Annotated in this window: 25 protein-coding genes, 1 pseudogene and 1 riboswitch; of the genes and pseudogenes, 16 read left to right on the forward strand and 10 right to left on the reverse strand. The window is 69.1% G+C overall.

Annotated features, from left to right (window positions below):
• Positions 1-76: 76 nt before the first annotated feature.
• From BLU09_RS03220 to BLU09_RS03240, 5 genes are all read left to right on the forward strand, one after another.
• Complete coding sequence (locus tag BLU09_RS03220) at positions 77-922, forward strand: peptidoglycan recognition protein family protein (protein WP_090485219.1); 846 nt, start codon at positions 77-79, stop codon at positions 920-922.
• Positions 923-1,011: 89 nt separating this feature from the next.
• Entirely contained in the window at positions 1,012-1,326 is a 315-nt protein-coding gene (locus tag BLU09_RS03225; RefSeq protein ID WP_090485222.1) for a hypothetical protein, read from the forward strand.
• Positions 1,327-1,435: 109 nt separating this feature from the next.
• The gene (locus tag BLU09_RS03230) at positions 1,436-2,698 is read left to right on the forward strand and encodes a TolC family protein (protein WP_090485225.1); all 1,263 of its coding nucleotides are present in this window, start codon (positions 1,436-1,438) and stop codon (positions 2,696-2,698) included.
• Positions 2,695-3,894, forward strand: a complete 1,200-nt coding sequence (locus BLU09_RS03235; protein ID WP_090485228.1) for an efflux RND transporter periplasmic adaptor subunit — start codon at positions 2,695-2,697, stop codon at positions 3,892-3,894. Before BLU09_RS03230 ends, BLU09_RS03235 begins: the two co-directional genes overlap by 4 nt.
• The gene (locus BLU09_RS03240; protein WP_244171375.1) at positions 3,884-7,033 is read left to right on the forward strand and encodes an efflux RND transporter permease subunit; all 3,150 of its coding nucleotides are present in this window, start codon (positions 3,884-3,886) and stop codon (positions 7,031-7,033) included. Before BLU09_RS03235 ends, BLU09_RS03240 begins: the two co-directional genes overlap by 11 nt.
• Positions 7,034-7,093: 60 nt before the next feature.
• Here BLU09_RS03240 and BLU09_RS03245 read toward each other — a convergent pair whose 3' ends face one another.
• The 5 genes and pseudogenes from BLU09_RS03245 to BLU09_RS39795 form a co-directional block, all read right to left on the reverse strand.
• A complete protein-coding gene (locus BLU09_RS03245; protein WP_167371015.1) occupies positions 7,094-7,975 on the reverse strand; it encodes a hypothetical protein in 882 nt (293 codons plus the stop codon).
• A 151-nt stretch (positions 7,976-8,126) separates the two neighbouring features.
• Positions 8,127-9,218, reverse strand: a complete 1,092-nt coding sequence (locus BLU09_RS03250; protein WP_011551102.1) for an aromatic ring-hydroxylating oxygenase subunit alpha — start codon at positions 9,216-9,218, stop codon at positions 8,127-8,129.
• Positions 9,219-9,305: 87 nt separating this feature from the next.
• On the reverse strand, positions 9,306-9,719 hold the full coding sequence (locus BLU09_RS03255) for a four-helix bundle copper-binding protein (RefSeq protein WP_090486974.1): 414 nt from the start codon (positions 9,717-9,719) through the stop codon (positions 9,306-9,308).
• A 140-nt stretch (positions 9,720-9,859) separates the two neighbouring features.
• A pseudogene (locus BLU09_RS03260) lies at positions 9,860-10,131 on the reverse strand (copper-transporting ATPase); the annotation flags it as partial.
• The gene (locus BLU09_RS39795) at positions 10,089-10,481 is read right to left on the reverse strand and encodes a YHS domain-containing protein (protein WP_261770642.1); all 393 of its coding nucleotides are present in this window, start codon (positions 10,479-10,481) and stop codon (positions 10,089-10,091) included. The pseudogene BLU09_RS03260 and the gene BLU09_RS39795, both read right to left, overlap by 43 nt.
• Before the next feature lie 35 nt (positions 10,482-10,516).
• On the opposite strand from BLU09_RS39795, the gene BLU09_RS03270 reads away from it, so the two are divergent.
• On the forward strand, positions 10,517-11,914 hold the full coding sequence (locus BLU09_RS03270) for a chloride channel protein (RefSeq protein ID WP_090486977.1): 1,398 nt from the start codon (positions 10,517-10,519) through the stop codon (positions 11,912-11,914).
• A 50-nt stretch (positions 11,915-11,964) separates the two neighbouring features.
• Here the strand turns inward: BLU09_RS03270 and BLU09_RS38075 are convergent, their stop codons facing one another.
• Positions 11,965-12,639 carry a hypothetical protein gene (locus BLU09_RS38075; RefSeq protein ID WP_143043100.1) on the reverse strand — a complete coding sequence of 225 codons (675 nt, stop codon included), beginning with the start codon at positions 12,637-12,639 and terminating at the stop codon, positions 11,965-11,967.
• A 234-nt stretch (positions 12,640-12,873) separates the two neighbouring features.
• Between BLU09_RS38075 and BLU09_RS03275 the strand changes: the two genes are divergently transcribed.
• The 5 genes from BLU09_RS03275 (at position 12,874) to BLU09_RS03285 (ending at position 15,688) form a co-directional block, all read left to right on the forward strand.
• Complete coding sequence (locus BLU09_RS03275) at positions 12,874-13,965, forward strand: MbnP family protein (protein ID WP_090485237.1); 1,092 nt, start codon at positions 12,874-12,876, stop codon at positions 13,963-13,965.
• A 151-nt stretch (positions 13,966-14,116) separates the two neighbouring features.
• Positions 14,117-14,398 (forward strand): cytochrome-c peroxidase, encoded by a 282-nt coding sequence (locus BLU09_RS39800; RefSeq protein WP_261770641.1) that lies wholly within the window; start codon positions 14,117-14,119, stop codon positions 14,396-14,398.
• Positions 14,398-14,805: a cytochrome-c peroxidase gene (locus BLU09_RS39805; protein ID WP_261770649.1), complete on the forward strand. Its 408-nt coding sequence runs from the start codon at positions 14,398-14,400 to the stop codon at positions 14,803-14,805. The genes BLU09_RS39800 and BLU09_RS39805 overlap by 1 nt, the downstream gene beginning before the upstream one ends.
• Before the next feature lie 25 nt (positions 14,806-14,830).
• Positions 14,831-15,010 carry a hypothetical protein gene (locus BLU09_RS39205; RefSeq protein ID WP_244171377.1) on the forward strand — a complete coding sequence of 60 codons (180 nt, stop codon included), beginning with the start codon at positions 14,831-14,833 and terminating at the stop codon, positions 15,008-15,010.
• Positions 15,011-15,400: 390 nt separating this feature from the next.
• On the forward strand, positions 15,401-15,688 hold the full coding sequence (locus tag BLU09_RS03285) for a hypothetical protein (RefSeq protein WP_090485240.1): 288 nt from the start codon (positions 15,401-15,403) through the stop codon (positions 15,686-15,688).
• A gap of 186 nt (positions 15,689-15,874) precedes the next feature.
• Here BLU09_RS03285 and BLU09_RS03290 read toward each other — a convergent pair whose 3' ends face one another.
• From BLU09_RS03290 to BLU09_RS03305, 4 genes are all read right to left on the reverse strand, one after another.
• Entirely contained in the window at positions 15,875-17,014 is a 1,140-nt protein-coding gene (locus BLU09_RS03290; protein ID WP_090485243.1) for an MbnH family di-heme enzyme, read from the reverse strand.
• A gap of 12 nt (positions 17,015-17,026) precedes the next feature.
• Positions 17,027-17,884 (reverse strand): MbnP family copper-binding protein, encoded by an 858-nt coding sequence (locus tag BLU09_RS03295; protein ID WP_167371016.1) that lies wholly within the window; start codon positions 17,882-17,884, stop codon positions 17,027-17,029.
• Between the two features lie 114 nt (positions 17,885-17,998).
• Entirely contained in the window at positions 17,999-18,922 is a 924-nt protein-coding gene (locus tag BLU09_RS03300) for a GIY-YIG nuclease family protein (protein WP_186817668.1), read from the reverse strand.
• A 167-nt stretch (positions 18,923-19,089) separates the two neighbouring features.
• On the reverse strand, positions 19,090-19,686 hold the full coding sequence (locus BLU09_RS03305) for an RNA polymerase sigma factor (RefSeq protein WP_090485252.1): 597 nt from the start codon (positions 19,684-19,686) through the stop codon (positions 19,090-19,092).
• A 181-nt stretch (positions 19,687-19,867) separates the two neighbouring features.
• Positions 19,868-19,990: riboswitch (SAM-I-IV-variant riboswitch) on the forward strand.
• 300 nt (positions 19,991-20,290) lie between these two features.
• On the opposite strand from BLU09_RS03305, the gene thrA reads away from it, so the two are divergent.
• The 5 genes from thrA (at position 20,291) to BLU09_RS03335 (ending at position 26,973) form a co-directional block, all read left to right on the forward strand.
• Positions 20,291-22,786, forward strand: a complete 2,496-nt coding sequence (gene thrA / locus BLU09_RS03315; protein ID WP_090485258.1) for a bifunctional aspartate kinase/homoserine dehydrogenase I — start codon at positions 20,291-20,293, stop codon at positions 22,784-22,786.
• 24 nt (positions 22,787-22,810) lie between these two features.
• Positions 22,811-23,911, forward strand: a complete 1,101-nt coding sequence (locus BLU09_RS03320; protein WP_090485260.1) for an aminotransferase class I/II-fold pyridoxal phosphate-dependent enzyme — start codon at positions 22,811-22,813, stop codon at positions 23,909-23,911.
• The gene (locus BLU09_RS03325) at positions 23,850-24,980 is read left to right on the forward strand and encodes a trans-sulfuration enzyme family protein (protein ID WP_090485263.1); all 1,131 of its coding nucleotides are present in this window, start codon (positions 23,850-23,852) and stop codon (positions 24,978-24,980) included. Before BLU09_RS03320 ends, BLU09_RS03325 begins: the two co-directional genes overlap by 62 nt.
• 336 nt (positions 24,981-25,316) lie before the next feature.
• Positions 25,317-26,309: a methionine ABC transporter ATP-binding protein gene (locus BLU09_RS03330; protein ID WP_090485267.1), complete on the forward strand. Its 993-nt coding sequence runs from the start codon at positions 25,317-25,319 to the stop codon at positions 26,307-26,309.
• Positions 26,302-26,973: a methionine ABC transporter permease gene (locus BLU09_RS03335; protein WP_090485270.1), complete on the forward strand. Its 672-nt coding sequence runs from the start codon at positions 26,302-26,304 to the stop codon at positions 26,971-26,973. The genes BLU09_RS03330 and BLU09_RS03335 overlap by 8 nt, the downstream gene beginning before the upstream one ends.
• Positions 26,974-26,986: the final 13 nt, after the last annotated feature.

Here is a 26,986-nt window from a genome sequence, read left to right on the forward strand (position 1 = left end):
GAGTTACGCAACTCCCGGGGCCTGGGTGCCGATAATCCGGGCAGATTCACGCAGCCTCTACCCCCTGGAAGCCCTCATGAGCCTTCGCCTGCCCTCGCTCTCCTCCGTGTTCCGCGCCCCTCAGGCGCAGGCCCCCCGCACCGCCGCCGCCGCGGCCTCCACGGTCTCCGCGCCGCCCGCGGGACTGCGCAAGGGCGACACCGGGCCCAAGGTGAAGCAGCTGCAGGATGCGCTCGTGAAGGTGGGCTACATGACGAAGGCCCAGGTGACGACGGGCCCCGGCACCTTCGGTCCGCAGACGGAAACGGCGGTGAAGAAGTTCCAGGCGGACAACAAGCTGCCCACCACCGGCTTCTACGGTGACCTCACGCACGCGGCGCTGAAGAAGGCGCTGGGCACCAGCGGCCCCACCACGCCCACCACCCCGGGCGGCAAGTTCACCAAGCCCGCGGTCATCAACGCGCCCTCGCCGAACCAGAACTCGCGCGGCGGGACGAAGATCGACACCATCGTCATGCACCACACCGCGACCAACAACGGCGCGGGCGACCTGGCGTGGATGCGCAATCCGCAGAGCAAGGTGTCCGCGCACTACATGGTGGACCGCGACGGGAAGATCTATCAGCTGGTCGGTGACGACAAGCGCGCCTGGCACGCGGGCAAGGGCGAGCTGCACGGCGTGCCCTCGGACATCAACAACCGCTCCATCGGCATCGAAATCGTGAACGACGGCAGCGGCAAGACGCCCTTCACCGAGGCGCAGTACCAGTCGCTCACCCAGCTCACCGGCTACCTGAAGCAGCAGCACAACATTCCGATGAAGAACATCGTGGGCCACGCCGACGTGGCGGTTCCCAAGGGCCGCAAGAACGACCCGGCGCCCAACTTCGATTGGAACCGGCTGCGCAAGGGCATCTCCTGACAGTCGTCTTCCCCTGCGTGCGAGGAGGCTCACCCGGTGTGAGTCCCTCGCACGCATTGCGTTTGGAAACGTGGTAGAAGGTCGCCAGCGTGCTCCGAATCTGGCTCATCGTCTGCCTGTTCCTGTTCGCCCCGGGCCTGGGGGGCTTGATGCCCACCCTCACTGGCGCGGTGGGCGAGGTCTGCACGCAGAGCTGCCCGGACGATGATGACCAGGGGCAGTGCGCCCCGGACTGCATCGACTGCACCTGCTGCGCCCACGTGCGCACCGTGGCCGCGCATGCCCCGCCGCCTTCCTTCGTGCTGCTCGTGTCGCGGCCCTTGCGCGTCGCCTACGAGAAGGCCGAACCGTTGTCGGCCGACGGGCGTGACATCCTCCACGTCCCCATAGCCCCCCTCGCGTAGGTCGCGTCCGCCGTCTCGTTCGCTCGCGTCCGCCAGGACAGGTGTGCCCGTGTGTCATCGCGGGGCACGCTCCACCTGACGCACGCCTCCCTTTCGCGAGGTCATCGCCGTGCCCCATCCACTCACGGTGGCAGCCTTCGGGCTCGCCGCCGCACTCCTATTTCCACGTGTCGCCGCGGCCCAGCCGGGCTCCGCCGACGCCGCGCTGTCCCTTGAAGAGACCCTGGCCCTGGCCCGCCAGCGCGCCCCCGCGCTGCTGGATGCCGCGGGCCGCGCCGCCGAGGCCCAGGGCCCCGTGGCGGCCGCCGCGTCGCTGCTGAACGACAACCCCACCTTCGAGCTCCAGGCGGGCCCGCGCAGTGCCCCTGGCTCGCCGGGAAACCCCGCCGTGCGCGGGCTGGACTTGAGCGTGGGCATCAGCCAGGCCTTCGAGCTGGGCGGAAAGGGCGGCGCCCGCCGGGCATCCGCGCGCGCCGGTCTGGAGATGGAGACGGCCCTCCAGCGCGACGCCGAGCGCCGGGTGCTGGGCGACGTCGCCGCGCGCTTCCTCCAGGCGCTGCACGCGCGGGAGCGGCTGAGCCTCGCGCGGGAAGCCGAGGCCGCCGCCCGGGAGACCACGAACTCCGCCCAGCGGCGCTTCGAGGCCGGTGATGTGCCCGTGGTGGACGTCAACGTGGCGCGCGTGTCCCTGGCCCGCCTGCGCGCGGAGGTGGCCACCGCGGAGGGGGACGAGGCCGTCCAACTCCACCAGTTGCGCGCGATGTTGGGCCTTCCGCTCACGCATCCGTTGGCCATCCGCGGTGAGCTGCGAGTGCTCGCGCTCCAGCCTGTCATGGAGACGAAGACAGACACCGTGGCGGCGCGGCCCGATATCACCGCGCTGGAAGCGGAGCTTGCCCAGGCGGATGCCGACCGCCGCATGGGCCGGGCGAGCGTCTGGCCGGACATCACCGCGGGGTTTCTGTACCAGCGGGAGATTGATGAAACCGCCTACCTCGGCGCCCTGAGCGTGCCGCTGCCGATCTTCGACCGGGGAGACAACGCCCGGGTGACGGGCGATGCCCGCGTGCGCCGGCTCCAATCCCTGCTGGCCGCGGCCCGGGTGGAAGTGGACGTCCAGGTGGAGGCCGCGCGCGTGCAGCACCGCAAGCGACTGGAAGCCGTGACGCTGCTGGAAGCCGACGCCCTGCCGCTGCTCAATGACAACGAGCGTCTCGCTCGCCGCTCCTACGAAGCCGGAGAGATGGGCCTCGCCGAATTCCTCCTCGTTCGCCGCGACACGCTGGAAGCGCGTGCCGCCTACCTCGACAGCCTCCTCCAGGCAGCCCTCGCCCGCATCCAACTGGCCGTGGAGACTGGAGCCCTTCCATGAGGCCCCTCCACGCCGCGGTGGCCGCCCTCCTCCTGCTCACCGCCTGCAAGCGCGAGGCGCCGCACGACGAGCAGGAACATGGACATGACGAGCCCTCCGCCCAGGAAGCTGCCCACCACGACGACCATGGCGAGCCCCACGTCCGCATCGCGTCGGAAATGTTGAGAGACTTGCGCATCACCACCGCGCCCGTGGGCGTGCGCCCGGGCGGTGAGAATGTCACCGTCCTGGGAGAGCTCACCTTCAGCGAGGACGCCTACGCGGAGGTGGCCTCCCCCATCGCCGCCCGTGTGAGCGCCGTCTTCGTCACCACCGGTCAGGCGGTGAAGCGAGGCGAAAAGCTCGCGGACCTGCGCAGCCCCGAGCTGGGCAAGGCGCGCGCGGCGCTGCAAGCGGCCCAGGCCCAGGCCCAGGCCGCGCGTCAGGCCGCCGAGCGCAAGCGCACGCTCGCGGACGAGCGCATCATCGCGAGCAAGGACGTGCAAGCCGCCGAAGCAGAGGCCGCCGCCGCCGAGGCCGCTGTCGCCGCCGCGCGCGCGGAGCTGGTGGCCCTGGGCGTGAGCGAAGAAGAGCTGCGCGGCGGCAACGTCCCCCCGGGCTTCGTCCTGCGCGCCCCCCTGTCCGGCACCGTCGTCGAACGCACCGCGCGGATGGGGCAGATGGCGGACCCCAACCTGCCGCTGTTCTGCATTGGTGACGTGTCCTCGCTGTGGCTGGTGGTGCACGCCTTCGAGCGTGACGCCGTGCGCATCCAGCGTGGCACGCAGGCCCGCATCACCTTCGCGGCCTTTCCGGGCCAGGAGTTCATGGCGAAGGTGGGCCATGTGGGGCAGCGCGTGGATGCGACATCACGCACCATCCCCGTGAGGCTGGAGCTGGACAACGCCGACGGCCAACTTCGGCCCGGCATGTCCGCGTCGGCCTACATCCCGTTGGGGGACCCGGGAGCGCCCATCACCGCCGTGCCCGCGGCGGCGCTCCAGCGGCTGGAAGGTGGCTGGGTGGCCTTCCTGCCCACGGACGCGCGCGGCGTCTTCGAGCGGCGCGAGGTGGGCCGGGGCCGCACGCTGGGCGGCGACGTGGAGGTCCTCACCGGACTGAAGCCCGGCGAGCAGGTGGTGGTGGAAGGCGCGTTCCTCCTCAAGGCGGAGGCGGAGAAGTTGAGCGGCGGAGGGAGTGACGGCCATGCGCACTGAGGCCCCCGACTCCTGGATGAACCGCATCCTGCGGGCCTCCTTCGCCCGGCCTGGTCTCACCGTGGTGCTGGCCCTGGCGCTCTCCGCCTTCGGCGCGGTGGCGCTCCAGGGGCTGACGCGCGACGTGTTCCCGGACCTGTCCGCGCCCATCTTCAACGTCATCGTGCAGAACCCGGCGATGGGCGCGCAGGAGCTGGAGACGGCCGTGGCCATCCCCATGGAGGTGGCGCTCGCGGGATTGCCCGAGGTGCGCCGCATCCGCTCCACCTCGCAACTGGGCGTCACCCAGCTCACGGTGGAGTTCGAGCCAGACGCCGACTACTTCCGCAGCCGGCAGTACGTCGTCGAGCGCGTGGCCCAGGCGCAGAGCGAGCTCCCCCCCGGCACGGACGCGCCGCTGGTCTCCAGCCTCACCGGGCGGCTCAACGAGGTGTTCGAGTTCACCCTGGAAGCGGAGCCCGGCGCGGCGGAGCTGATGACGCTGCGCGATTTGGCTGAGTTCGAGGTGAAGAACCGGCTGCTCGCCGTGCCCGGTGTCGCCGGTGTGGAGCGCCTGGGTGGCTACCTGCGCCAGTTCCAGGTGCAGCTCGACCCGGACCAGATGGTGGCGCGCGGCATCACCCTGAACCAGGTGGAGCACGCGCTGGAGGGCGCGAACCTGAACGCCTCGGGCGGCTTCGTGGTCCAGGGCCCCATGGAGTGGACGGTGCGCGCGGTGGGGCGCGCGGAGTCCGTGGAGGACCTGCGCGACACCGTGGTCGCCGTGCGCGACAGCACGCCCGTGCTGCTGGGTGACGTGGCCGACATCCGCGAGGCCCCCGCCGTGCGCCGGGGCATCGCCCACCGGCTGAAGGGCGAGGTGGTGAGCTGCCGGGTCATCAAGCAGTTCGGCGCGGACACACAGCAGGTGACGGCGGGCATCCGCGTCGCCATCCAGGAGTTGAAACAGGGCCTGCCGCCCGGAGTGCAGCTTCGCATCGTGTATGACCAATCGGTGCTGGTGGACTCCGCGCTGGGCGGCGTCAGCCGGGCCATCCTGCTGGGCGCGGTGCTGGTGGTGCTCGTGCTCTTCCTGCTCCTGGGAGACTGGCGCGCGGCGCTCATCGTCACGCTCACCCTGCCCTTGTCCCTGGCGCTGGCGGGCGTGCTGCTGAAGTTCGCCGGCATCGGCATCAACACGATGACGCTGGGAGGGCTGGCCATCGCCGTGGGCCTGCTGGTGGACGCGGCCATCATCGTCACGGAGAACATCGTCCACCGCCTGCGTGAAGCGAAGGGCACGGCTTCGCGGCGCGACGTGGCGCTGGCGGCGTCCATGGAGATGGCCCGGCCCATTGCCTTCGCCACGCTCATCGTCGTCTCCGTGTTCATCCCCCTGTTCGCCATGACGGGCATCGAGGGGCGCATGTACCAACCGCTCGCCGCGGCCGTGGTGGCCTGCCTGACGGCGTCGCTGGGACTGGCGCTCACGCTGGTGCCGGTGGCGTCCGGGCTCTTCCTGCGCGCGCCCCGCGAAGGACAGCCCGAGGACGTGTGGGTCATCCGCAAAATCAAGCACGTCTACGCGCCCATGCTGGAGGCGTGCATGCGCCACGCGGGCCTCGTGCGGCTGGTGGCCCTGGCCGTCACCGTGCCCGCGCTGTCACTGGCCTTCGTGGTGGGCAGCGACTTCATGCCGAAGCTGGATGAAGGCGCGCTGCTGCTCCAGACGGTGCTGCCGCCGGAGGCGTCGCTGGAGGAGGTGGACCGGCTCAACCACCTGGTGGAGGACGCGCTGTTGAAGTTCCCCGAGGTGGAGGACGTGGTGCGCCGCACGGGCCGTGCCGAACGCACGGAGGACCCGATGCCGCACACGCTGTCGGACGTGCTCGTCATCCTCAAGCCGGAGCGAGGACGCTCGATGGAGGACCTGGAAGCCGCGATGCGCGAGGCGGTGGGACAGGTCCCTGGGGTGTCGACGCTGTTCACCACGCCGCTGGGCATGCGCATTGATGAAGGACTTGGCGGCAGCCCGGCGGACCTCTCCGTGCGCATCTTCGGGCCGGAGCTGGAAACGCTGGCCGGACTGGCCGAGCGGGCGCAGGCCATCATGGCGAAGGTGGAAGGCGTGGAGGACCTGCGGGCGGAGAAGCTGACCGGCCTTCCCCAGCTCCGCATCACCGTGAACCGCGCCGCGGTGGCGCGCGTGGGCCTGACACCCGGAGACGTCATCCACGCCGTGAAGGTGGGGATGGTGGGCCAGGAGTTCTCCCAGGTGTGGAAGGGCCAGCGCCGCTATGACTTGCTGCTGCGGCTGGCGGACCACCGCCGGGGTGACGCCACCGCCATCCGGGGCCTGCTGGTGGATGGCCATGACGGCACGCGCATCCCGTTGAGCCAGCTGGCCACCATCGAGGAGACGTTCGGCGCGGGCAGCATCCGCCGCGAGGCGGGCAGCCGGCGCATCGCCGTGGAGGCCAGCGTCGCGGGCAGGGACTTGGGCAGCACGGCGGCCGAGGTGCGCGAGCGACTGGCGGCGGAGCTGAAGCTGCCCACCGGCTACTTCCTGGACGTGGGCGGCCGGGTGGAGAGCCAGCAGCGCGCCGCGCAGGCGATGACGGTCGCCATCGCGGTGGCCCTGCTCGCGGTGTTCATCCTGCTGTACCTGGCGCTGGGCTCGCTGGCGGAGTCGCTGGTCATCATCGCCACCCTGCCGGACGCCTTCGTCGGCGGCATCCTCGCGCTGCTCATCGCCGGGGAGACGTGGAACGTGTCCAGCCTGGTGGGCCTCATCGGACTGTTTGGCATTGCCGTCCAGAATGGCCTGGTGCTGGTGGCGCAGACGAAGCTGCTCATGCAGCACGGCAAGCCCTTCGAGGAGGCCATTCGAGAGGCGAGCATCGGCCGCGTCCGCCCCAAGCTGATGACGGCTGGCACCGCCATCCTGGGCCTGCTGCCGCTGCTGGTGCTGCCACTGCACGGCACGGAAGTGGAGCGCCCCCTGGCCGTCGTCATGGTGGGCGGGCTCGTCACCTCCACGCTGTTCACCCTGCTGGTGCTGCCCACCTTCTACGCCTTCGTGCACGGGTGGCAGGAGCGGGTGGCACAGCGGATGGCCGCCCGGAAGGCGGCTCGGGCACAGACGTCAGTGGCGCCCTGAGACGACGCACCGCCAGGGGAGCCGCCGCCCTGTCCTCGCAGGGCGGCGGCGAACCTGCGACTACTTCGCGTTGGTGACCATGTCGGCGCGCACCTTGCCGACGATGCCTTCCCACTTCCCGTTGGCGCCATGGCCGTGGGATTCGCCGTCGTCGCGGAACTTCACGAAGTGGTTGGTCCACTTGGCACGGCCACCCTCACAGGCGGTGGTGCCCGTGGTCAGGTCGTTGCAGAACCAGTCAGACGGGTTGCAGTAGGCCCCGCCCGCGCTGCCCGACACGCCGCCCGTGGAGTGGTACGACACCGCGTCGTCGTCCTGCCCCGGGAGGAGCCCCGAGTACACCTTGCCCTTGGCGCCCGCGAACATATTGAAGCGGATGCCGCGCGTGGTGTTGTGGTTGTACATGGCGCGCGCGGTGGTCGTCACAAGGTCACTGACGATGGGGTCACTCACGGCCCACTCCCCCATGTCCGCCAGCTCGCTGCCTCCAGCGGCACCCGACGCCACGTTCACCCACTTGATGTTCCAGCCCGTCTGCGTCTTCCCATCGGTGTTGCCACACACACCGTTGGCATTCGGTTTCGCGTTCTTCTTGTAGCGCGCCGAGCCGCCATACAGCGCCAGCGCGTAACCAATCTGGAGGTTCCCCGCGCTGTGCACCGCGATGTAGCACCAGTTGTCTCCGGTGCAGTAGCAGTCGAGTGCATCCCGGATGCGCTCATTCTGCCCGCCAATGCGCTGCCGCCCGTCCCAGTTGACGGCCTTCTTGTTCACCCCGGCCGCCGTGGACGCGGGCCCCCAGGCGGAGAAGTCGGCGTAGTTGCCTGGCTTCGTGCCTCCGGAGTTCTTCCCGTGAATCCACAGGGTGTAGTTGGTGGCCAACGCCTGGGGCGCGAACAGCAGCGCCGCGCCTGCCAGCGCCGCGCGAACGGGAAACCGCATGGGGACTCCGGGGGAATTGCGAGGGGGCGCCACGCTAACAGCAGGCAAGTGTTTCAGCCCAGCGCTCCATTCAGATACATGGAGCGGCCCCAGGTATCGTGAGACCCAGTGTCTCCACCGTGTCTCACGACACGCCGCGTCGCAATGGCTCTCAGGTCCGCATCTTCAGTCGTGTTTCATGCACCGCGTCCCCCACGGCGCCAGGCTTCTCGCGCTCGGCGGCGCGCAGCAGGCGGAGGATGCCGGGACCGAGCACGTCGATTTCCGTGGAGGCATAGGCCTCCGTGCCGAAGCGGCGGATGGTCTCCGTCTGCTGCCGGAGGATGCGCGCGTCCTGCCCGAAGATGTGGAGCGCCACGGGCATGAGGAGCGGGAGCGCCGCGCGCACCAACCAGCGGGGCAATGGCAGACGGAACGTCACCACCGCGTACACCAGCGTGTCCCAGTCCGACACGGGCGTCATCGCGGAGGTCACCATGATGTGGCTGGTATCACCGATGCGGTACTCCACCTGGGCGATGGAGGGCATCAGGAAGCGATCGAAGTGCTGCACCACCCCGCCCCCCGGCGCGAGCAGCCGGCCCACGAGCCCGCTGGGACGCGGCTCGCCGATGTACTCGGCCTCCACCTTGTCCGCGCTCCGGCGCACCACCACGTCGATTTCGTTCCGCTTCTCCTCGGTGCGGAACAGCCCACCATGGAGGTACGCGGTGTGGGGCACGTCCAGCGTGTTCTCCAGCGTGGAGTGCAGCGAACCGGGGGCCCGAAGCGTGCGGCGCACGGTGGTGTATTCGCGCGCCTCCAGAAGCGGGAAGCGGTAGGGCTCCGTGGTGGGCTCGACGCCCGGCGTGGAGTAGACCCAGACGAAGCCATCCTGCTCACGCGTGGCATGCGCCGTGGCACAGCGAGCACGCGCGCCGGGCTCGCCCAGGAAGCCAGGGATGGCGCGGCACTGCCCCGCGCCGTCGAAACGCCAGCCGTGGTAGCCGCACTGGAGCTGGCCTTCCTTCACCCGGCCCAGCGACAGCGGCACGTTGCGGTGCGGGCAGCGGTCCACCAGGGCCGCAGGCTTGCCGCCCTCACCTCGGAAGAGCACCAGGGGCGAGCCCTGGAGCGTGCGCGCCAGGGGCTTGTCTCCCAGCTCACTCGAAGCACAGAGGATGAACCAGGCGTTGGGCAGGTGGACGACGGAGATATGTCCAGCGGGCGTACCGGAGGTGCGCCCCTCCTCGCGAGAGCTCATGGAGCGCACTCTAATCGGCCTCGACGGCGCGTGAAGGGCTCCGCGACAGGGCCGTTCCGGCTTGCCTGGACTCTTCCGGGCGACCCCTCACGCGGGGAGGTCGGCGGCGCGCTGGGCGGCCTCCGGGTTGGGCGTCCGCGGCATGACACCGCCGCCCATCCTCCAGCACGAATCCGAGCACTGGGTGCACATGTCCGCGCAGGCCTTCATCACCACGTCCTCGCCCATTTGCGCGCAGGACTCCGCGCAGCGCCCGCAGACTTCCGAGCAGGCGAAGCAGGTGCGGCTATGCAGCTCCGAGCCCCGCAGCATGAAGTTCGCGCTCGTCTGGCAGATTTCCGCGCAGTCCATCAGCAAGCGCAGGTGTCTGGCCTCCGCATACTTTCCGCCCATTCCCAGACAATACGTCAGCGTCTCCATGCAGATGCGATGACAGGCCAGGCAGTCCTCGATGCACTGGCGCATGTCGCTGTCGGCGTTCATCACTTCGGCGAGGGCCATGGTGTCCACCTCTCCCAGGGTGCGGTGCTTTCGAGCTCAAGGGTGGGCATCCCAGCGCCGCGCGGGTGGGCCTCGGCGGGCCGTCCGCCCCCGGCCCGAGGGAGGGAGCCCGGTACAGACGGCCTCCCTCACGACCGGGCCTACAGCTTCAGCTTCCGCAGCCGGAGCGCATTGCCGATGACGGACACCGACGAGAGGCTCATCGCGGCACTGGCGAAGATGGGTCTGAGGAGCAGACCGAAGACGGGGTACAGCACGCCCGCCGCCACCGGCACACCCACGGCGTTGTCGATGAAGGCGAAGAAGAGGTTCTGCCGGATGTTGCGCAGCGTGCCCTAGCGATGGCCCGAAGGTCCCCCTTCACCAGAGTCACCGCCGCGCTCTCCATCGCGATGTCCGTCCCGGCGCCGGCGTCGGTTCCGGCGCGGTCTCCGCGGGCGAGAGGTAGCGCTCCGGGTCCGCGCGAAACCGCTCCCGGCACCGGGGATTGCAGAAGGCGTAGGTCAACCCGGCGTGCTCCGGGTGACCGCCCTTCGGGGCGTTCGGGTCCACCTTCATGCCGTAAACGGGGTCGATGGCGGGCGCCTCCCCGGCCGGAGAGGGAGGGGGCGCGCGGGAATGCGGCGCGTGCGAAGGGTGTTGGGGCCTGGCGCTTCGAGGCTCCTTTCGCCCAGGCCAACGAATCGCCCAGGCCAACGAAGCACCCGGCCGGCTCCTACTGGGTGTTTCTCTAGAGGCAATCGCTCCTCCGGCCACGGACATTCATCTTGACCTCCAAGCACATTCCCTCTCGCTCCATGGCTGGCCGTCGAGAGCCCCTGGACGAAGAGCAGAGTGCCCTTCACGACTCGTGGGACACGGTGCTGCGCACGGTGGGCCGGGTGGTCCTGGGCACGGTGCTCATCTGGGGGGTGTGCTCGGCGTTGCGGTATGGCGTCCATGCCACCAGTGACACGCTGCTGGCGTTCGCGTCGGGGCGGAGCCTCTGGTGGGCGCCGCTGGTGCTCGCGGGCGTGCTGCTGCTGGGCGGACTGCTGCGAGGACTGCTCAACCGCCGGCCCGGCTGGAGCGACGTGGCCTCGGATGGGGTGAATGTCGCGCTCTTCAACTACCACATCACCTACGAGGATCCGGCGGACGACCCGCGCCCTCGCTACTCACGGCCCGCCATCCGGCTCGCGCTGCGCAAAGCGGTGGCCACGTTGCTCACGCTGGGCACCGGCGCATCGGGCGGGCTGGAGGGTCCGGTGGTGCTGGTGGGCGAGTCCCTGGGCGCGGGCGTGGCCCGCCTCACCCGTGCCCGCTCCGAGCACACGCTGCGCACCTGCCAACTGGCGGGCATCGCCGCGGCGGTGGGAACGCTGCTCAACGCGCCGTTCGCCGCCGCACTCTTCGCGCTCGAGGTCGTCTACGGCAACCGTATTGTCTACCGGAAGCTGGCGTACTGCCTGCTGGCGGGAATCATCGCGTACGCGCTCAACAACCGCTTCCTCGGCTTCAAGCCCATCTTCGTGGCGCCGCCGCACCCGCACACGTACACGCTGGGGGAGTACGGCCTCACCGCGCTGGTGGCCGTGGCGGTGTCCGCGCCCGTCGCGCTGCTGTTCGGCCTGACCATGAAGCACACGCGCCAGGTGGTGGAGCGCGTCAGCCCGGTACTGCGCGGTGCCATGGGGGCGCTGTGCACCGTCCTGGTGGCCGGAGGGCTCTACTACGGCGCGGGCATGGACTTCCGGCACGTGCTGGGCATGGGCGAGTACACCATCGCCCAGCTGTTGGCGGATGCGCCGGGGCCGCTGTCGCTATGGTGGTACCTGCTGCTCATCGTGGGTGGGAAGCTGCTCACCACGGGCTTCACGGTGCAGTCAGGTGGCTCGGCGGGCATGCTCATCCCCAGCATGGTGCTGGGCGGCGTGTCGGGCGCGGCCACGGCGCAGATGCTCGCGTCGGTGACGGGCACGGGGCCGGCGGACGTGACGGTGTTCGTGGTGGTGGGCATCGCTTCCGCACTGGTCGCGGTGGTCGGCGTACCGCTGGCGGCCATTGCCCTGGTGCTGGAGGTGTTCGGCTCCGCGTATGGCCCGCCCGCCGTCCTCGCCTGCTGCGTCACCTACGTGCTGACGCTGCGGCTGTCCGTCTACAACGAGCAGCGCCGCGAGGAGGCGGTGGCGGTGGAACCTGTCGCGAATGCGTGATCAACGCGTTCAGGTCCCGCCTCACATTTCGACGCCGAGGACGAGCCTCCCTAGAGACTGTCCTGGGATACTCCCGTCCCCGGCTCGATTTCCCTCCGAATCTCTCGCATGGGGCTGTCTGCTCCCTGCTGAGATTGGGGCCCTCCCGCTGCATTAGCGACGACGTAACGCGCGGCTTTCCCACATCCCTCAGCCTTGTAGACACCCTGTTTGGGTGAAAACCCCATCAAACTCACCAAGACGGGACCTGCTGGACATGCCAGGTCAACGCTCGCCCTCTGCTGAATCGCCTTTTCATTCTGGAGCGATGCAAGCAAATCGCGTGCATTCGCCGAGGTACAAGGGGCGGATTTACCGCCATTCGGAAGGCAACCATTAAGACCCAGTTGAGGCAGATACCCCCACTTGAGGCAGGCATCCAATGAAGGAATGGTGGCCACTTCGAACTTGAGCGTCTTGGCGGACGAAGCGGTCGATTCAAATCCAGGCGTCGCCTTTGAGACCTCAATCTCCACTGTCGAAGTGGCCTCGCCACCAGCCGCCATTTCCATCTCAAGCTTTCGAGCCAGGCTTCCTCCTGCTTTCTGGAAATGGAAGTCCGTCTCCGCAACAGCGCAAGCGTGGACGAGCGCAGCGCTCGCAATGGGAACATGGGCGTAAAACCCACGATGCCCGCAGCCAGCCAGCGCAAACACGACGACACACAACACGATTTTTCTGTTCATTCCCCCCCCCGGGGCGAGCACTGCGTCCGCGCATTCACCTGAGAAGACCCACGTAGTTCAGCACTTTTTCATGGAGTTTTCAACCATTCCCAATCAATCAAACTCCACACATTGAGGCCGGCACAAGAGTCATACACGACCCAATGCCCCTCAACTGGCGTCACATGGTCATGTGAGCCACCCGCAACCCAGCCACAGCCCCGCCCAGCCGTGCACTCGGCACAGTGCCGTGCCATGAAAAAGCACACTTCGCTCTCTTCACTCTCCGCTTTGGGCCGGATGCTGGCCCTGGCCGCCATCGCACTCCTGGCACTGCCCGCCCGTGGTGATGACGGCGCGACCAACGAGCAACTCCAGGCATCGGAGGATCAACGCCGCCAACTCGAGCAGCAGGTCTCGGAGCTCGAGGCAGAGGTCACCCGGCTCGAAGCCCAGCTCGCGCGGCAGCAGCAGGATGCGGAAACAGCTCAGGCGGAGCTGGCCGACGTCACCCAGCAGCTCGAAGAGGCACGGGAACTGGTGGCATCGCAGGACTGGGAGGGCGTCTATCAACAGCTCACCCAGGTGCGCGCGGAACTCGCGGCGCTGCGTACCCAGCTGGCCGCCATGAACGGAAGCCTGGAGCTGAACGCGGCCTTCGTGTTCGGCACCGCGCCATTCGTCCTGGGCCAGACGTACGCAACCGCGGGCGGAGACACCGTCACCTTCTCCCAGGTCCGTTACTGGCTCTCCAACGTGACGCTGCTCAAGCAGGACGGCACCACGAGGGCACTCACCGACAGCTACCACCTCATGGAGGTCATCAACGCGCAGGAGTTGGACGGCACCTCGAACCCCGTGACGCTTCCCGCCAACCGCCGCGAGCGCGTCCAGGCCCGCGCGGTTCCCGCGGACACCTATTCGGGCATCCGGTTCAGCATCGGCGTGGACCCCACCTACAACGACGACCTGAGCCGCCAGGCGGGTGAGCTGCACGTCCTCCAGAACATGGCGTCCGTAAGCTGGATGTGGTTCACCAGCTACATCTTCACCAAGACGCACGGCACCTACGTGACGGCCCAGGGCACGCAGGGCGACTTCGCCTGGGACACTGGCACCAACGCCAACTACCGCACGGTAGAGTTGCCGTTCCCCATCACCGTCACCGTCAACTCCCAGAAGCGCCTGACGGTGAACCTTCAGGCCAACGTGGCGCCCCTGTTCGCGTCGCTCAACCCGAGCACCACGCCCAGCATCGGCGCCACGCAGAGCACCGAGAGCGCCACGCTGTCGGACGGCTTCGCCAACATGTTCGCCCTGGTGTCGGTGGAGAACGCCGACCGATGAGCCCCGCCACGCCTCGGGGCATGGCCGCCGCGTCCCTGGGCTTGCTCCTGATGGGCGCATGTGGAAAAGGCCCCTCCTCGCCAAACGCGGAGGGCCCATTCCCGCGGCACCTGCCTATCGTCCATTCCCTCGCCCCCTCACCCCCGAGGGAGTGGCCCTGGGGCGTTGGCTCTTCTACGCACCACATCTGTCCTCCGACAGACAGGTCTCCTGTGCCACCTGCCATGAGCAAGCGCGCGCCTTCGCTGACGACGCGGCGCTCACCCAACGCGGCGTCAGCGGGCGCCCCTTGGCCCGGCATGCGCCCGCGCTCATCAACCTGGCGTGGGTGGAAGGACTCATCTGGGACGGTGGCACGAAGAACCTGGAATCCCTGTCGCTGGCGCCGCTCAAGCACCCGGACGAGATGGGCAATAGCCAGCTCCGCTCATGATGACGCGGCTGTCCTCGGAGCCGGAGTTCGTCGAGCGCTTCGAGACCACCTTCGGCCCTGGCGGACTCACCCTGGGGAACCTGCTGCGCGCCCTGGCGCAGTTCCAACGGACTCTCGTCTCCGCGGACTCCCGCTATGACAGGTGGCTTCAGGGCGAGCCAGGAGCAAACCTGAGCCCAGGAGCAACACGGACTGGCGCTCGTCCAGCGGCACTGCGCCACATGCCACGTCACGGAGTTCTTTACCGACAACGCTTGCCACAACAATGGGCTAGATCTAGACGCGGCCTTTGGCGAAGGCGAAGCGGAGTCGCGAGGAGGGGGGCGCGTCACCCAACTCCCCGAGGACGCGGGCCGAGTCAAGCCCCCCCTGCGCAACGCGGCTGTCACCGCGCCGTACATGCATGACAGACGGCTCGCGCCCCTGGAGGACGTGCTGAAGCACTACCGCAGCGGCATGGTGCCATCCACCACGCTGGACGCCGCGTTCCTGCGTGAAGGGCAGCCGGATCTGTCTTTGAATGACTCGGAAGCAGACGCCCTCCTCGCTTTTCTCCATGTACTGACAACCGAGCGATTCCTCGCGACAGAGGCGCTGAGCGCCTCACAGTAAGCACTTCGCTCCTCACAGCCGGAGGACGGATCTGCGAAGCGCGGGTCCACCAGGAACCCCGTGTCGGAATTTCCCGACAGATCAATGTCCCTGGGGTACCGAATTCCCATCCGCCACACGCGCCCACCGATTGTGAACAAGAATTCACCGCAAGAAAGCAAATTCCTTACGCCTACGCCGCAAGCGACGCCTATTACCCATGTCACGAAGAGGAGTCCCCGACAGGTGGCCCTGCAAAGACATCAACATCAAACAATAACGCCACCCACAAACTCCTCACAACCAATCTGAATTGACTGGCTTTTCATCGACAAGATCGAATAGACAGAGAATGCCTGCAATGAAGCAGGCATTTAAGCAGACTTTCAGCCCGAAAGGATATTCACAGCCATGAAGCGCACAACCATTTCGCTGATGCTGGCATTTTCGACCATGTTCGGACTGACGGCCTGTGGTCCTGAGCAGGTGGACTCGCCTGAGGCTCCCGCCACTGGCGAGAACACCGCCGCGCTGCTCTGCCCCGGCCCGGGAGGCTACTACTACTGTCCGAGCAATCCTGACGTCCGTTTCGAATTCTATGCGCCTGCGTGCGCCGGCGGCATCGAGCAGACCGCTCCCTACGTCCGCGCTGACTGCGTGGACAGCTGCGGCGGGCCGTGCACTCTCGTCAGCCTCTAAGCTCGAACGCCTTTCGTCGACTGGCCTCCAATGCCAGGGCATCTGAGAAGGCTTTATGCCAGTGGGACTGGGCGTCAATTCGAATCCTGAAAACCAAACGCACCCTTCCTGCCTAGACATATCTCTGATATCGACGACTCCAGGCCCCAGGAGAGACGGGATTCGTGTATCCCGCCTCTCCTGGCGTCACGGCACGGTGGACGGGTCCGAGAAGCGCGGGTCCGTCAGGAACTCCGTGTCGGTGAGCGACTCGAGGAACGCCAAGACGTCTTCCTTCTCCTCCGCAGTCAGCGTGAAGCCTCTCACGAAGCCACTCTGCAGCGGACTGGCCTCGCCGCCGCTCACCATCCGCGCGTGTCCTCCCGCGGCGTAGTGGTCCAGCACGTCCGACAGCGTGGCCAGACTGCCGTCATGCATGTACGGCCCGGTGACGGCCACGTTGCGCAGGGACGGCGCGCGGAAGCGGCCCATGTCCTCGGGACGGCCCGTCAGCTCGATGAGGCCCGGGTCCTTCGCCGGGTACGCGCCCTGGCCGTCCTCGTTGTAGAGGCCCGTGTTGTGGAAGGGCAGGATGGGCTCGACCGTCGTCTCGTGCACCGTGGCGTCCTGGAAGTTGAAGCCGGAGTGGCAGTGGTCACACTCCAGCCGCTCCGAGAAGAACAACTCCATGCCCCGCTTCTGCTGCCGCGTCATGGCCTCCACTTCATTGCCATACACATAGCGGTCATACGCCGAGTTACCGGAGATGAGGGTGCGCTGGAACGACGCCAGCGCCCGCGTCAGCGTGGCCACGGACACGGGCTCCACGGCCTCCGGAAACGCGCGCTGGAACTCCGCCTCCAGCCCCGGGACCGCGCGCAGCCGGCCGAGCAACTCCTCTTCCCTGTCGCCGAAGCCCAATTCCACCGGCTCCTTGCCGAACAAGGGCGCCAACGCCTGCGCCTCCAGCGTCGTGAGCGAGGGATTCGCCCAGGTGAGACTCGTGGCATAGGCGACGTTGGCCAGCCCCTGGGAGTTGCGGCGGTGCGTCTCGCCCGTGCTGCCCTGCGACGTCACCAGGGGCTCGGTGAAGGCTCGCGCCGGGTCATGGCAGGACGCGCAGGACTGTGTCTCGTTCCGTGACAGGCGCACGTCGAAGAAGAGCCTCCGGCCCAGCTGCACCTTCTCCTCCGTCATCGGATTGTCCGCCGGCACTCGCGGCGTGGGAAACCCCGTGGGCAGCTTCCACACGTAGCGCTCCGCCTCGCTGTCCTTGCTGCCACAGCCAGCGCCCAGCCAGGCCAGCACCACCAGCACCCCTGCTCGTCTTCCCACGCGCCACACCATGACGTCCCCCTCCTACTCCGCCTTGATGAATGACTGAGGCCCCGGTGCCATCTCCTGGCTCCGGTGCGTCAGCCCCATCCGGCCGAACATGGGCGCGCAGTCCGGGTCCGCCTGCTGCGACATACACCCCACGGAGGTGTTGGGCACCTCCGCGTTCTCGTCCAGGTTCGAGCCTGAGAAGAGCGCCCCCAAATCCAGCACCACCTTGCCAGACGCCAGGTCGAACGAGTCCAGAGCCACCTCCGGACGGTTGCCGAACGTACATCCCGCGGTGCCGTTCGTCCGCCCCTCTGGCGGCGGTGCACAGTCCGTGCTCCCCAGGTGCATGACGTGCCCTTCGGGAAGTCCCGTCGTCCGGCCCTCGATGCGCGTGAAGAGATAGCCCGAGCGCCAGCTCCAGTAGAGGCTCGTGTCGTTCAGCGGCGAGGGCGCCGTGGACACGTCGAGGTGGTTCTGCGTCTCCGGCACGCCCAGCTTGAAGCGCAGGCCGGTGTAGACACCCTCGGGCGCCGTGCCGGTGATGCGCAGGTTCGTCGCCTCCGTGCCGTTGGTGCACAGGCCCGTCTTGTCCGCGAAGTCGAGCAGCGCCGTGCCTTGTGTCTGCCACCGCCCGTCCTGCTCGAGCTTCAGTGGCACCTCAGCGCCCTCGGCCGTGACGAGCCGGACATCGTGAAGGTACACGCGCAGGTCCATGGGCTCGTACGTCGTCCCCGTTGTCCCCACCCCGGTGTAGCTGCGGCCACATGCGAAGGGCTCGCTGCCCACCCGGGCCTCGAAGGGGATGACGACTTCCATACCGTCGCCACAGCCCAGGACGCCCAGCAGCGCGAAGGGAAGCAGACGGACGGCACGACGATGAGCGGACACCATGGCGGACTCCCTTGGAATGGAGTCTCCGCGTAACGCAATCCCGACGGGTGGAGAACGTGGCAAGTTGCCACAGGCCGCTGTACTTGCCCCATGGAAGGAAACAGGCGGCCCACCTCAGCCGCCTTGCACGTTGTAGCCCGCCTCGCCGTAAGGCTTGAGCCGGTCCAACCAGAGTGCCTCCAGCACCTTCAGATCCTCCTCCGGCGCCACCACGGGCTCGTCGGAAGGCTTCAGCACGTCGAGCACCTCGAAGGTGAACTGCTCCGCCCCGTAGCGCTTCCAGTCCTCCAGCAGCGTGGGCAGGCGGTCCATGCCCGTGGACAGCTCGAAGCGGATGCGATTGAGCATGCCCTGGACGTTGGCGCTCGCGCCCACCAACACCTTGCCATTGGCGAGGCAGCGCACGGCGTACACGCCCATGGGAGGCGGTGTTTCCCGGTAGGAACGCTTCAATTCGGAGCGGCGGGAGCCAGCGGACATGGGAGACCTCGTGTCTGGGGAAGTTGAAGCGTGGGAAGGCGAATGCAGGGCGAAGCGCTGAGCGAGCCGGGCCTGCGCGGCCCCATCCTTCGGCGCCATCCAGTCGCGGCCCATGAGCGGCCAGTCCGCGTCCGCGGGGTCGACGCCGAGCGCCTCGACGAGGCTGGCCTCGCAGACGAAGAACTGCTCACGGAACGGAAAGAGGAAGCCGCCCTGCGTCCGCAGGGAGTCAGCGGCCTCCGCATAGGAAGAGAACCAGCGGTTGAGGTGGGAGCCGCCCACGGGGGCGAGCAGGTGCTCGAAGTCGAGCTCACGCACCTGCTTCAACTCACCCCAGGTGGCGTGCCCCTGCTCACGCGCGATGACGGTCAGCGCATGCTTGCGCTGCACCGTCTCCTTGCGCGCGAGCACCTCGCCCAAGGGCAGTCCCGCGAAGCCGGGCAGGACGCGCAGCCGCTCCGCTGCCCGGGCCGCGCGCGACGCATCCGCCGAGGCCAGCGCCTTGAGCAGGAGCGACGCGCGGACCTTGCATTCGTGGAGGGTGACGACGGTTCGCATGAAAAGTCCCTTGGCGTCGGCCCTCACCCGTTCGTGGGCCGTGGAAGGAACTCATCTGGAACTGTCGAACGGCGGAGAGAAGCGAGGGTGACGTCGTCTTTTCGGGCAGGCGCCCCTCGGCACCTGGGTGGGAGTTAACGAAGCGGACCGTCCCGGTGCAAGCGCTTTCAGACGTCCGCCGAGCCAGACGCCAAGGCCTCGCCTGCCCGGTGGGATGGCTTGCAAGAGCAGTCCAGGCATCCGTGCGCGGCGCAGCTGCCGCAGCTTCGCTCCAGTTGCCTCTTCAACGCCTGGCGGGCCCGGTGGAGCCGCACGCCCGCGTTGTTCGCGGTGATGCCCGCCTCGCGCGCGACGTCCGGGACACCGCGCTCCGCCAGGTCCACCTTCCGCAGGATGTCGGCGTACTCCGGCTTGAGCGTGGGCACCAGCTCCCCCACGCACGCGCAGACGGCTTGCTTCAGCTCCGTGTCCACCATGGCCCCCTCCGCCTCCTGTGCCTCGCGCTCCAGCGCGCGTCCCTCCGCCGCCTGGCGCCGGTAGTGGTCCACCAGCGCGTTGCGCAGCAGCCGGTAGAACCACGCCACCGCACCCTCGCCCTCCTTCAGCGCGCCGCCCTTCTCCAGCGTCCTCACGAACGCGGCCTGGAGGATTTCCTCCGCGATGGCGCGGCTGCCCACGCGCCGCTCCAGGAAGGCGAGGAACTGGCGGTGGTTGTCCACCAGCGCACGAACCACCTCGTCACTCAGCTGTCCGGTCTCCGTCACGCCGCGCTCCTTTCCCTCCTGTCATCTGCACATTCCGGCCCCCTGTTTTCAACGCCTTGGCGCCGGCATCCGCCCCGGGCACCGGGCATTCCCGCCAAACCCTGACGTGAATGGAAGATGCCGTGACGGAAGTAAAACCACACGAGGCATTGACAGACACCCGGGTCCACGCTTATTTCCTGCGCAGCATCAAGAGCGGCCGCCGCCTCGCGCGGTGGCCCGACAACCTGGAGTCGGACCTCCAAGGTGTCCAAACGATGCGGTTCGAGGAGCAGGGGCTCCCCGAGCAATCCAAGCGTCCGAAGCCGGAGGGCTCCCTCCCGCTTCGGTGAGAGAGGACCTCCGTGGTTCCATCCACCTGCTCCGCACCCGCACCGTTGACCGCCGCGCCCGTGTTGCCCGTGCTTCGCCGCGCGCGTGTCACGCATCGAATGCGCTGGCCCGGCGGCACGCACTAGTCCGCCAGGGCTCCAACTCCAACCCCTTCATTCTTCCCTCCGTGGGCGCTCGCGCGCCGCGTCTGGCCGGCGTGTGTCCGGCACAGGGCGCCGCGTCTGCCCTTCCCTTTCGAATCAGGGCCCGCCGGCCCCCTCGAGGTTCTTCGATGAGCAGCACGTCCCTGCAGGTGATGAAGTTCGGTGGCACATCCGTGGGCTCGCCCACGCGGCTCCGCCAGGTAGTGGAGCTGATTGGCAAGCACGCGCGGCAAGGCCCGCTGGCAGTGGTCGTCTCCGCGATGGGCGACACCACGGACTGGCTGCTGGACGCGGCCCGCCTCGCCACCGAGGGTGACCTGGAAGGCGCGCTCGCGGTGGCCACGCGCATCGCCGACCTCGCGAAGGCCAACGCCGCGGCGCTGGCGCCCGGACAAGCCACCGCGCTGGCCGAGCGTGTCGACGGGCTCCTCGCGCCGCTGCGTCAGCTGCTCCATGGCGTCTCACTCACGCGAGAGTGCTCCGCCCCCACGAGAGACCGGGTGCTGTCGTTCGGTGAGCTGGTGTCCGCCACGCTGCTGGCGGAGCTGCTCACGGCCCATGGCACGTCCGCCACCTTCCGTGACGCGCGCCAGCTCCTGGTGACGGATGACCGCTTCGGCGCGGCGCGGGTGGACCTGGTTCGGACGCGGGAGCGACTCCAAGCCGCCCGGGAGACGTGGGGGGTCGAGGTGCCCGTGCTCCCCGGCTTCATCGCCGCCACGCCGGATGGACGCACCACCACGCTGGGCCGCAACGGCTCTGACTACACCGCGGCGCTGGTGGCCCAGGGCCTGGGCGCGTCGGAAGTCACGGTGTGGACGGACGTGCTCGGCCTGCACACCGCCGACCCGGAGCTGGTCACGGACGCCTACCCCGTGGCGCACCTCACCCACGGCGAGGGCCTGGAGCTGGCGGCGGTGGGCGCCCGCATGCTGCACCCGCGCACGATGATTCCGCTCATCGAGTCCGGAATCTCCCTGCGCATCCGCAACACCATGGAGCCAGAGCACCCGGGCACGCTCATCGACGCCATCGGTTCGCGCGACGGCCAGCGTCCCGCCTGCATCGCGACGCGCGAGGACCTGGCGCTGCTCGGCATCGAGGTGCGCAAGCTGTCCGACCAGTTCCAACTGGGGGAGCGCGTGCTGGCCGCACTGCGAGAAGCGCGCGTCACGGTGTGGATGACCGCGCAGTCCGCCAATGGCCAGTCACTGGCTGTCGTCGTGCCCCGCCCCGACGCGGAGCACGCGCGGTCCGTGCTCGCCGCCGAGCTGGCGCAGGAGCTGTCACGCCGCGAAGTGGAACCGCTGGAGGTCCGCCAGCCGGTGACGCTGCTGACGCTGGTGGCGGAGACCATGGGCCACGGCGTCAACGTGGCCGGGCGCTTCTTCAGCGCGCTGGGTGCGGTGGGCGTCAACGTGCGCGCCAGCGCCCAGGGTGCCAGCTCCCGCTCCCTTTCATGCGTCGTCGACGCGGCGGACACCGCCGTCGCCGCGCGCACCACGCACGCGGCCTTCAACCTGGCCCATCAGCAGGTGAGCCTCTTCGTCCTCGGCCGAGGCACGGTGGGCGGACAGCTGCTGGCCCAACTGCGCGCCCAGCAGGCGCTGCTCCGGGACAGGCACGGCATCGCGCTGCGCGTCGTGGGGCTGGCGGACAGCAAGCGCGCGCTCTTCGACGCGGCGGGGCTCACGCTCGACGGCGTGGAGGCGCGGCTCGAAGGCGTGACGCCCGAAGCGCCCCAGGCGCGCACCCTGGTCCCCTTGTTGGACGCGCTCCGGCGGCTGCCCGTCCCCATCCTGGTCGACTGCACCGCCGCGGGCGGGTTGGAGGCGCTCTACACGGAGGCCTTCCAGCGCGGCATCCACGTGGTGGCGGCCAACAAGAAGCCGCTGGCGCTGCCATGGGAGGCCCGCGAAGCGCTGGTGGACACGGCGCGCCGCAACCACGTCGCGTACCACTACGAGACGACGGTGGCGTCCAGCCTGCCCGTCATCGACACGCTGGCGAACCTGGTGCGCACCGGTGACACCGTTCGCCTCATCACCGCGTCCCTGTCCGGCAGCCTGGGCTTCATCTGCAACGAACTGACGGCCGGCGTGCCCCTGTCCCGGGCCGTCCGCACCGCCCGGGAGCGCGGCTTCACGGAGCCGGACCCTCGCGAGGACCTGAGCGGCACGGACGTCGCGCGCAAGGCGCTCATCCTCGCTCGGGAGCTGGGCCTGCCGCTCTCCCTGTCGGACGTGGCGCTGGAGCCCTTCATCGCCACGGACGAGTGCGCCAGCGTGGACTCGTTCTTCCAGGTGCTCGCCACGCAGGACGCGGCCTACGCGGAGCGCGTGGCCCGCTGCCGCCACGCCGGCACCGTGCTGCGCTACCTGGCACGCATCGACCCATCGAAGGCGGGCACGGGCAGTCCCGTCATCCGCGTGGGCCCCGTAGGCGTCGAAGCGGGCCACCCCGCGGCGGACCTCCGCGGCTCCGAGTCCTTCGTCTCCTTCACCACCACCCGCCACAGCGACTTCCCGCTCACCGTCCGGGGCGCGGGCGCGGGCGGCGCCGTCACCGCGTCCGGCGTGCTGGCGGACATCCTCCGCATCTCCCAGACGCTGCGCGGTCGCTGAGCGCGCCACCGAAAGGCTCCTCTCATGAAACTCGCCACCGCTCTCGTCCACGCCGGCGTGCGCCGCGACCCCACCACCGGCGCGGTCGCCGTCCCCATCTACCAATCCGCCACCTTCCAGCACCCCGCGCTCGGGCAGTCCACCGGCTACGACTACTCGCGCACGCGAAACCCCACCCGCTCCGCGCTGGAAGATGCGCTGGCGCAACTGGAGGGTGGCAGCCGGGGCCTGGCCTTCAGCTCCGGCATGGCGGCGCTGCACTGTGCCCTCCAGCTCTTCGGCCCGGAGGACCACGTCCTCCTCACCGAGGACCTCTACGGCGGCACCTACCGGCTGGTGGACCGCATCCTCCACGTCCCCTGCACCTTCGTGGACACCTCGCGCCCCAGCGCCGTGCGGGACGCGCTGCGCCCCAACACCCGCGCCATCGTCGTGGAGACGCCCACCAACCCGATGATGCGCACCGCCGACCTCGCCGAACTGGCGGCCATTGCCCGCAAGGCCGGGGTGCTGCTCATCGTCGACAACACCTTCCTCACGCCGTGGCTCCAGCGCCCGCTGGAGCTGGGCGCGGACATCGTCGTGCACAGCGCGACGAAGTACCTGGCCGGACACAACGACGTCGTCGCGGGCGCGCTGGTCGTCAAGGACGCCGCGCTGGGCGAGCGGCTCGCGTACCTCCAGAACGGCATCGGCGCGATTCTCGGTCCGCAGGACGCGTACCTGGTGATTCGCGGCCTGAAGACGCTGGCCCTGCGCATGGAGCGGCACCAGGCCAACGCGCGGGAAGTGGCCGCGTGGCTGCGCGCCCACCCGGGCGTGGAGCGCGTCTTCTATCCCGGCGTGGGCGGGATGCTGTCCTTCACCGTCGCCCATGTGGCCCTGGTGCCCCAGGTGCTCGCGTCCGTGCGGTTGTGTCTCTTCGCCGAGTCGCTCGGCGGCGTGGAGACGCTCATCACCTACCCCACCACGCAGACCCACGCTGACATCCCTGCCGAGCGCCGGGAGGCGCTGGGCATCTCCGACCGGCTGCTCCGGCTCTCCGTAGGAATCGAGGACTCCCATGACATCATCGCCGACCTGGCCCACGCGCTTCGCGACCCGTCTGCTGCACACGGGGCATGAGCAGGACCCCATCACGGGCGCCGCCGCTGTCCCCATCTACCAGGTGTCCATGTTCGACCAGCCGGGCCTGGAGACGCCCGGCGAGTTCGACTACGCGCGCTCCGGCAATCCCACGCGCAAGGCCCTGGAGGGCGTGCTCGCTGCGCTGGACGAAGGCCACGCGGCCTTTGCCTTCGGCTCCGGCATGGCCGCCGTGTCCAGCGTGCTGATGCTCTTCAGCGCGGGAGACCACGTCGTCGTGACGGATGACTGTTACGGCGGCACCTACCGGGTGCTCACGCGCGTCTTCAGCCGCTTCGGCCTGCAGGCCACCTTCGTGGACACCAGCGACCCGGACGCCGTGCGCGCCGCCCTCCGCCCCAACACGCGGGCGCTGCTGGTGGAGAGCGTGAGCAATCCCTTCCTCAAGCGCACCGACATCCCCGCGATGGCGCGAGTGGCCCAGGCGCATGGGGCGCTGCTCATCGTGGACAACACGTTCCTGTCCCCGGCCCTCTCGCGTCCGCTGACCGAAGGCGCGGACATCGTCATCCACTCCGCCACCAAGTACCTCGGCGGCCACAGTGACGTCGTCGCCGGGGCGGTGGTGGTGAAGACGCCCGCGCTCGCGCAGGAGCTCGGCTTCCTCCAGAACGCGGTGGGCGCGGTGCTGGGCCCCCAGGACTGCTTCCTCCTCCAGCGGGGCATCAAGACGCTGCAGGTCCGCCTGGAGCGGCAGGTGCGCACGGCGGGAGCCCTGGCGAAGTGGCTCACCGAGCGGCCGGAGGTGCGGCGGGTCTTCTATCCGGGCACGGGCGCGGTGGTGTCGTTCCGGCTGGCCCAGGACACGCTGGCGGCGCCCTTCGTGGAATCGCTCCAGATTCCCTTGCTGGGCGTGTCGCTGGGCGCGGTGGAGAGCATCGTCACCGTCCCTGCGCGGCACTCCCACGCCTCCGTCCCCGTCGCCGAGCGGGAGCGCCGAGGCATCACCGACGGACTCATCCGCTTCTCGGTGGGACTGGAGGACCTGGAGGACCTGCAAGAGGACTTCGTGCGGGCATTCACGCAGGCAGCCCGCGCGGCGGCATAGGCCGTCAGGTTGACATGGCGCGTCGGCTCCATTACCTGTCTGTGCCGATGCTCGCTGGTTGCGCCATGTTCGGATTCTGTCGCGGAGGCATGTGTTGTCATGCCCCCACGGGTCCGTCCGTTCGCGCGCGCTGAGCCTCCCTCACGAAACGAACCGACGTTCCTCCCGGCCCGTTGCCTGCTTCGTCCAGGCACGGGCCGTCCTTCGCGCACCTCGTGCGAGCCCCCCGTCCCACCTTCGCAGTCCCCAGGAGCAGTCCATGCGCGGCACCCCGGACACGAATGAGCAGCGGCCCCCTGGGCCCGCGCGAGCCACGCCCAGCCGGAGCGCCACGCCGTGATTGCGTTTCGCGGAGTCAGCAAAGTCTATACGGCGGGCGGGCGGGAGGTCGCGGCGCTGAGGAACGTGTCGCTCCGGGTGGAGGCCGGTGAAATCCACGGCGTGCTGGGACAGAGCGGCGCCGGCAAATCCACACTCATCCGCTGCGCCAACCTCCTGGAGCGCCCCACCGAGGGCTCCGTCTCCGTCGACGGACAGGACTTGCTGGCCCTCAGTCCGGAGGCACTGCGCAAGGCACGCCAGGGCATCGGGATGATCTTCCAGCACTTCAACCTCTTCGGCTCGAAGACGGTGGCGGCGAACGTCGCGTACCCGCTGGAAGTGGCGGGCGCCCCACGCGAGGCCATCCGCGAGCGCGTAGAGGAGCTGCTGTCGCTCGTGGGACTGTCCGACAAGGCGCAGGCCTACCCCTCGCAGCTCTCCGGCGGACAGAAGCAGCGGGTGGGCATCGCGCGGGCGCTGGCGCCCCGGCCTCGCGTCCTGCTTTCCGACGAGGCCACCTCCGCGCTGGACCCGGAGACGACGCGCTCGGTGCTGGGGTTGCTGCGTGACATCAACCAGAAGCTCGGCGTGACGCTGCTCCTCATCACCCATCAGATGGACGTGGTGAAGGCCATCTGCGACTCGGCGTCGGTGCTGGAGCGGGGGCGGCTCGTGGAGCAGGGCAAGGTGACGGAGCTGCTCGCCCACCCCAGCACCCGACTGCATCAGCTGTGCTTTCCGGCCTTCGCCCCACCAACGGACGCGCCCTCGGGCCGCCGCGTGGCGCTGACGCTCGCGGGCGAGCACGCCCGGCGGCCCCTCCTGGGCACCCTGGCGCGCCAGTTCGACGTGGACGCCCTGCTGGTCGAAGGCGCCATGGAGCGCGTGGGCAACACCCGCGTGGGGAGGCTCCTCGTCGACCTCCAGGGTTCCGCCGATGCCGTGAGCCAGGCACTCGCCTACCTGCGCGAGCAGGGACTGACGCTCGAGGAGGCCGCACATGGATAGCCAGCTTCCGCGCCTGCTGGGCGTGGCCACCGGTGAGACGCTCTACATGACGTCCGTGGCCGCGGCGCTCGTCCTCCTCGTGGGACTGCCCTTGGGTGTGCTGCTGGTCGTCACGGACCGGGGTGGCCTGTGGGAACGCCCGGCGCTGAACCGGGTGCTGGGCACGCTCGTCAACGTGGGCCGCTCCGTCCCGTTCATCATCCTCATGGTGGCCATCGTCCCGCTCACCCGCCTGCTGGTGGGCACCACCATCGGCACCACCGCCGCCATCGTCCCCCTGGTCGTGGCGGCCATTCCCTTCATGGGCCGCGTCGTCGAGCAGAGCCTCCGCGAAGTGGACGCCGGGCTGGTGGAGGCCGCCATCGCCATGGGCTCCACCCACCGCCGCATCGTCTTCCACGTCCTCATTCCGGAGGCGCTGCCGTCGCTCGTGCGCGGCACCGCGCTCGTCATCATCAGCCTGCTGGGTTACAGCGCCATGGCGGGCGCGGTGGGCGGCGGCGGCCTGGGCGACCTCGCGGTGAAGTACGGCTACATGCGCTTCCGCACCGACGTCATGTTGGGCTGCCTGGTGGTGTTGCTGGTGCTGGTGCAGCTCGTCCAATGGCTGGGTGACGCGCTGGCCTCCCGCTTCGACCACACCGGCGCGCGCTCGTCGCGCTGACGCGCCCTCTCCT

Origin of the sequence: Myxococcus virescens (assembly GCF_900101905.1) — a bacterium.
In the GTDB taxonomy this organism is placed as follows: domain Bacteria; phylum Myxococcota; class Myxococcia; order Myxococcales; family Myxococcaceae; genus Myxococcus; species Myxococcus virescens.

Coding starts and splice junctions, on each gene's coding strand:
- BLU09_RS03220 (WP_090485219.1), top strand. CDS start 77: ATGAGCCTTCGCCTGCCCTCGCTCTCCTCCGTGTTCCGCGCCCCTCAG.
- BLU09_RS03235 (WP_090485228.1), top strand. CDS start 2,695: ATGAGGCCCCTCCACGCCGCGGTGGCCGCCCTCCTCCTGCTCACCGCC.
- BLU09_RS03240 (WP_244171375.1), top strand. CDS start 3,884: ATGCGCACTGAGGCCCCCGACTCCTGGATGAACCGCATCCTGCGGGCC.
- BLU09_RS03245 (WP_167371015.1), bottom strand. CDS start 7,975: ATGCGGTTTCCCGTTCGCGCGGCGCTGGCAGGCGCGGCGCTGCTGTTC.
- BLU09_RS03250 (WP_011551102.1), bottom strand. CDS start 9,218: ATGAGCTCTCGCGAGGAGGGGCGCACCTCCGGTACGCCCGCTGGACAT.
- BLU09_RS03255 (WP_090486974.1), bottom strand. CDS start 9,719: ATGGCCCTCGCCGAAGTGATGAACGCCGACAGCGACATGCGCCAGTGC.
- BLU09_RS39795 (WP_261770642.1), bottom strand. CDS start 10,481: ATGTCCGTGGCCGGAGGAGCGATTGCCTCTAGAGAAACACCCAGTAGG.
- BLU09_RS03270 (WP_090486977.1), top strand. CDS start 10,517: ATGGCTGGCCGTCGAGAGCCCCTGGACGAAGAGCAGAGTGCCCTTCAC.
- BLU09_RS38075 (WP_143043100.1), bottom strand. CDS start 12,639: ATGAACAGAAAAATCGTGTTGTGTGTCGTCGTGTTTGCGCTGGCTGGC.
- BLU09_RS03275 (WP_090485237.1), top strand. CDS start 12,874: ATGAAAAAGCACACTTCGCTCTCTTCACTCTCCGCTTTGGGCCGGATG.
- BLU09_RS39805 (WP_261770649.1), top strand. CDS start 14,398: ATGACGCGGCTGTCCTCGGAGCCGGAGTTCGTCGAGCGCTTCGAGACC.
- BLU09_RS03285 (WP_090485240.1), top strand. CDS start 15,401: ATGAAGCGCACAACCATTTCGCTGATGCTGGCATTTTCGACCATGTTC.
- BLU09_RS03290 (WP_090485243.1), bottom strand. CDS start 17,014: ATGGTGTGGCGCGTGGGAAGACGAGCAGGGGTGCTGGTGGTGCTGGCC.
- BLU09_RS03295 (WP_167371016.1), bottom strand. CDS start 17,884: ATGGTGTCCGCTCATCGTCGTGCCGTCCGTCTGCTTCCCTTCGCGCTG.
- BLU09_RS03300 (WP_186817668.1), bottom strand. CDS start 18,922: ATGCGAACCGTCGTCACCCTCCACGAATGCAAGGTCCGCGCGTCGCTC.
- thrA (WP_090485258.1), top strand. CDS start 20,291: ATGAGCAGCACGTCCCTGCAGGTGATGAAGTTCGGTGGCACATCCGTG.
- BLU09_RS03320 (WP_090485260.1), top strand. CDS start 22,811: ATGAAACTCGCCACCGCTCTCGTCCACGCCGGCGTGCGCCGCGACCCC.
- BLU09_RS03325 (WP_090485263.1), top strand. CDS start 23,850: ATGACATCATCGCCGACCTGGCCCACGCGCTTCGCGACCCGTCTGCTG.
- BLU09_RS03335 (WP_090485270.1), top strand. CDS start 26,302: ATGGATAGCCAGCTTCCGCGCCTGCTGGGCGTGGCCACCGGTGAGACG.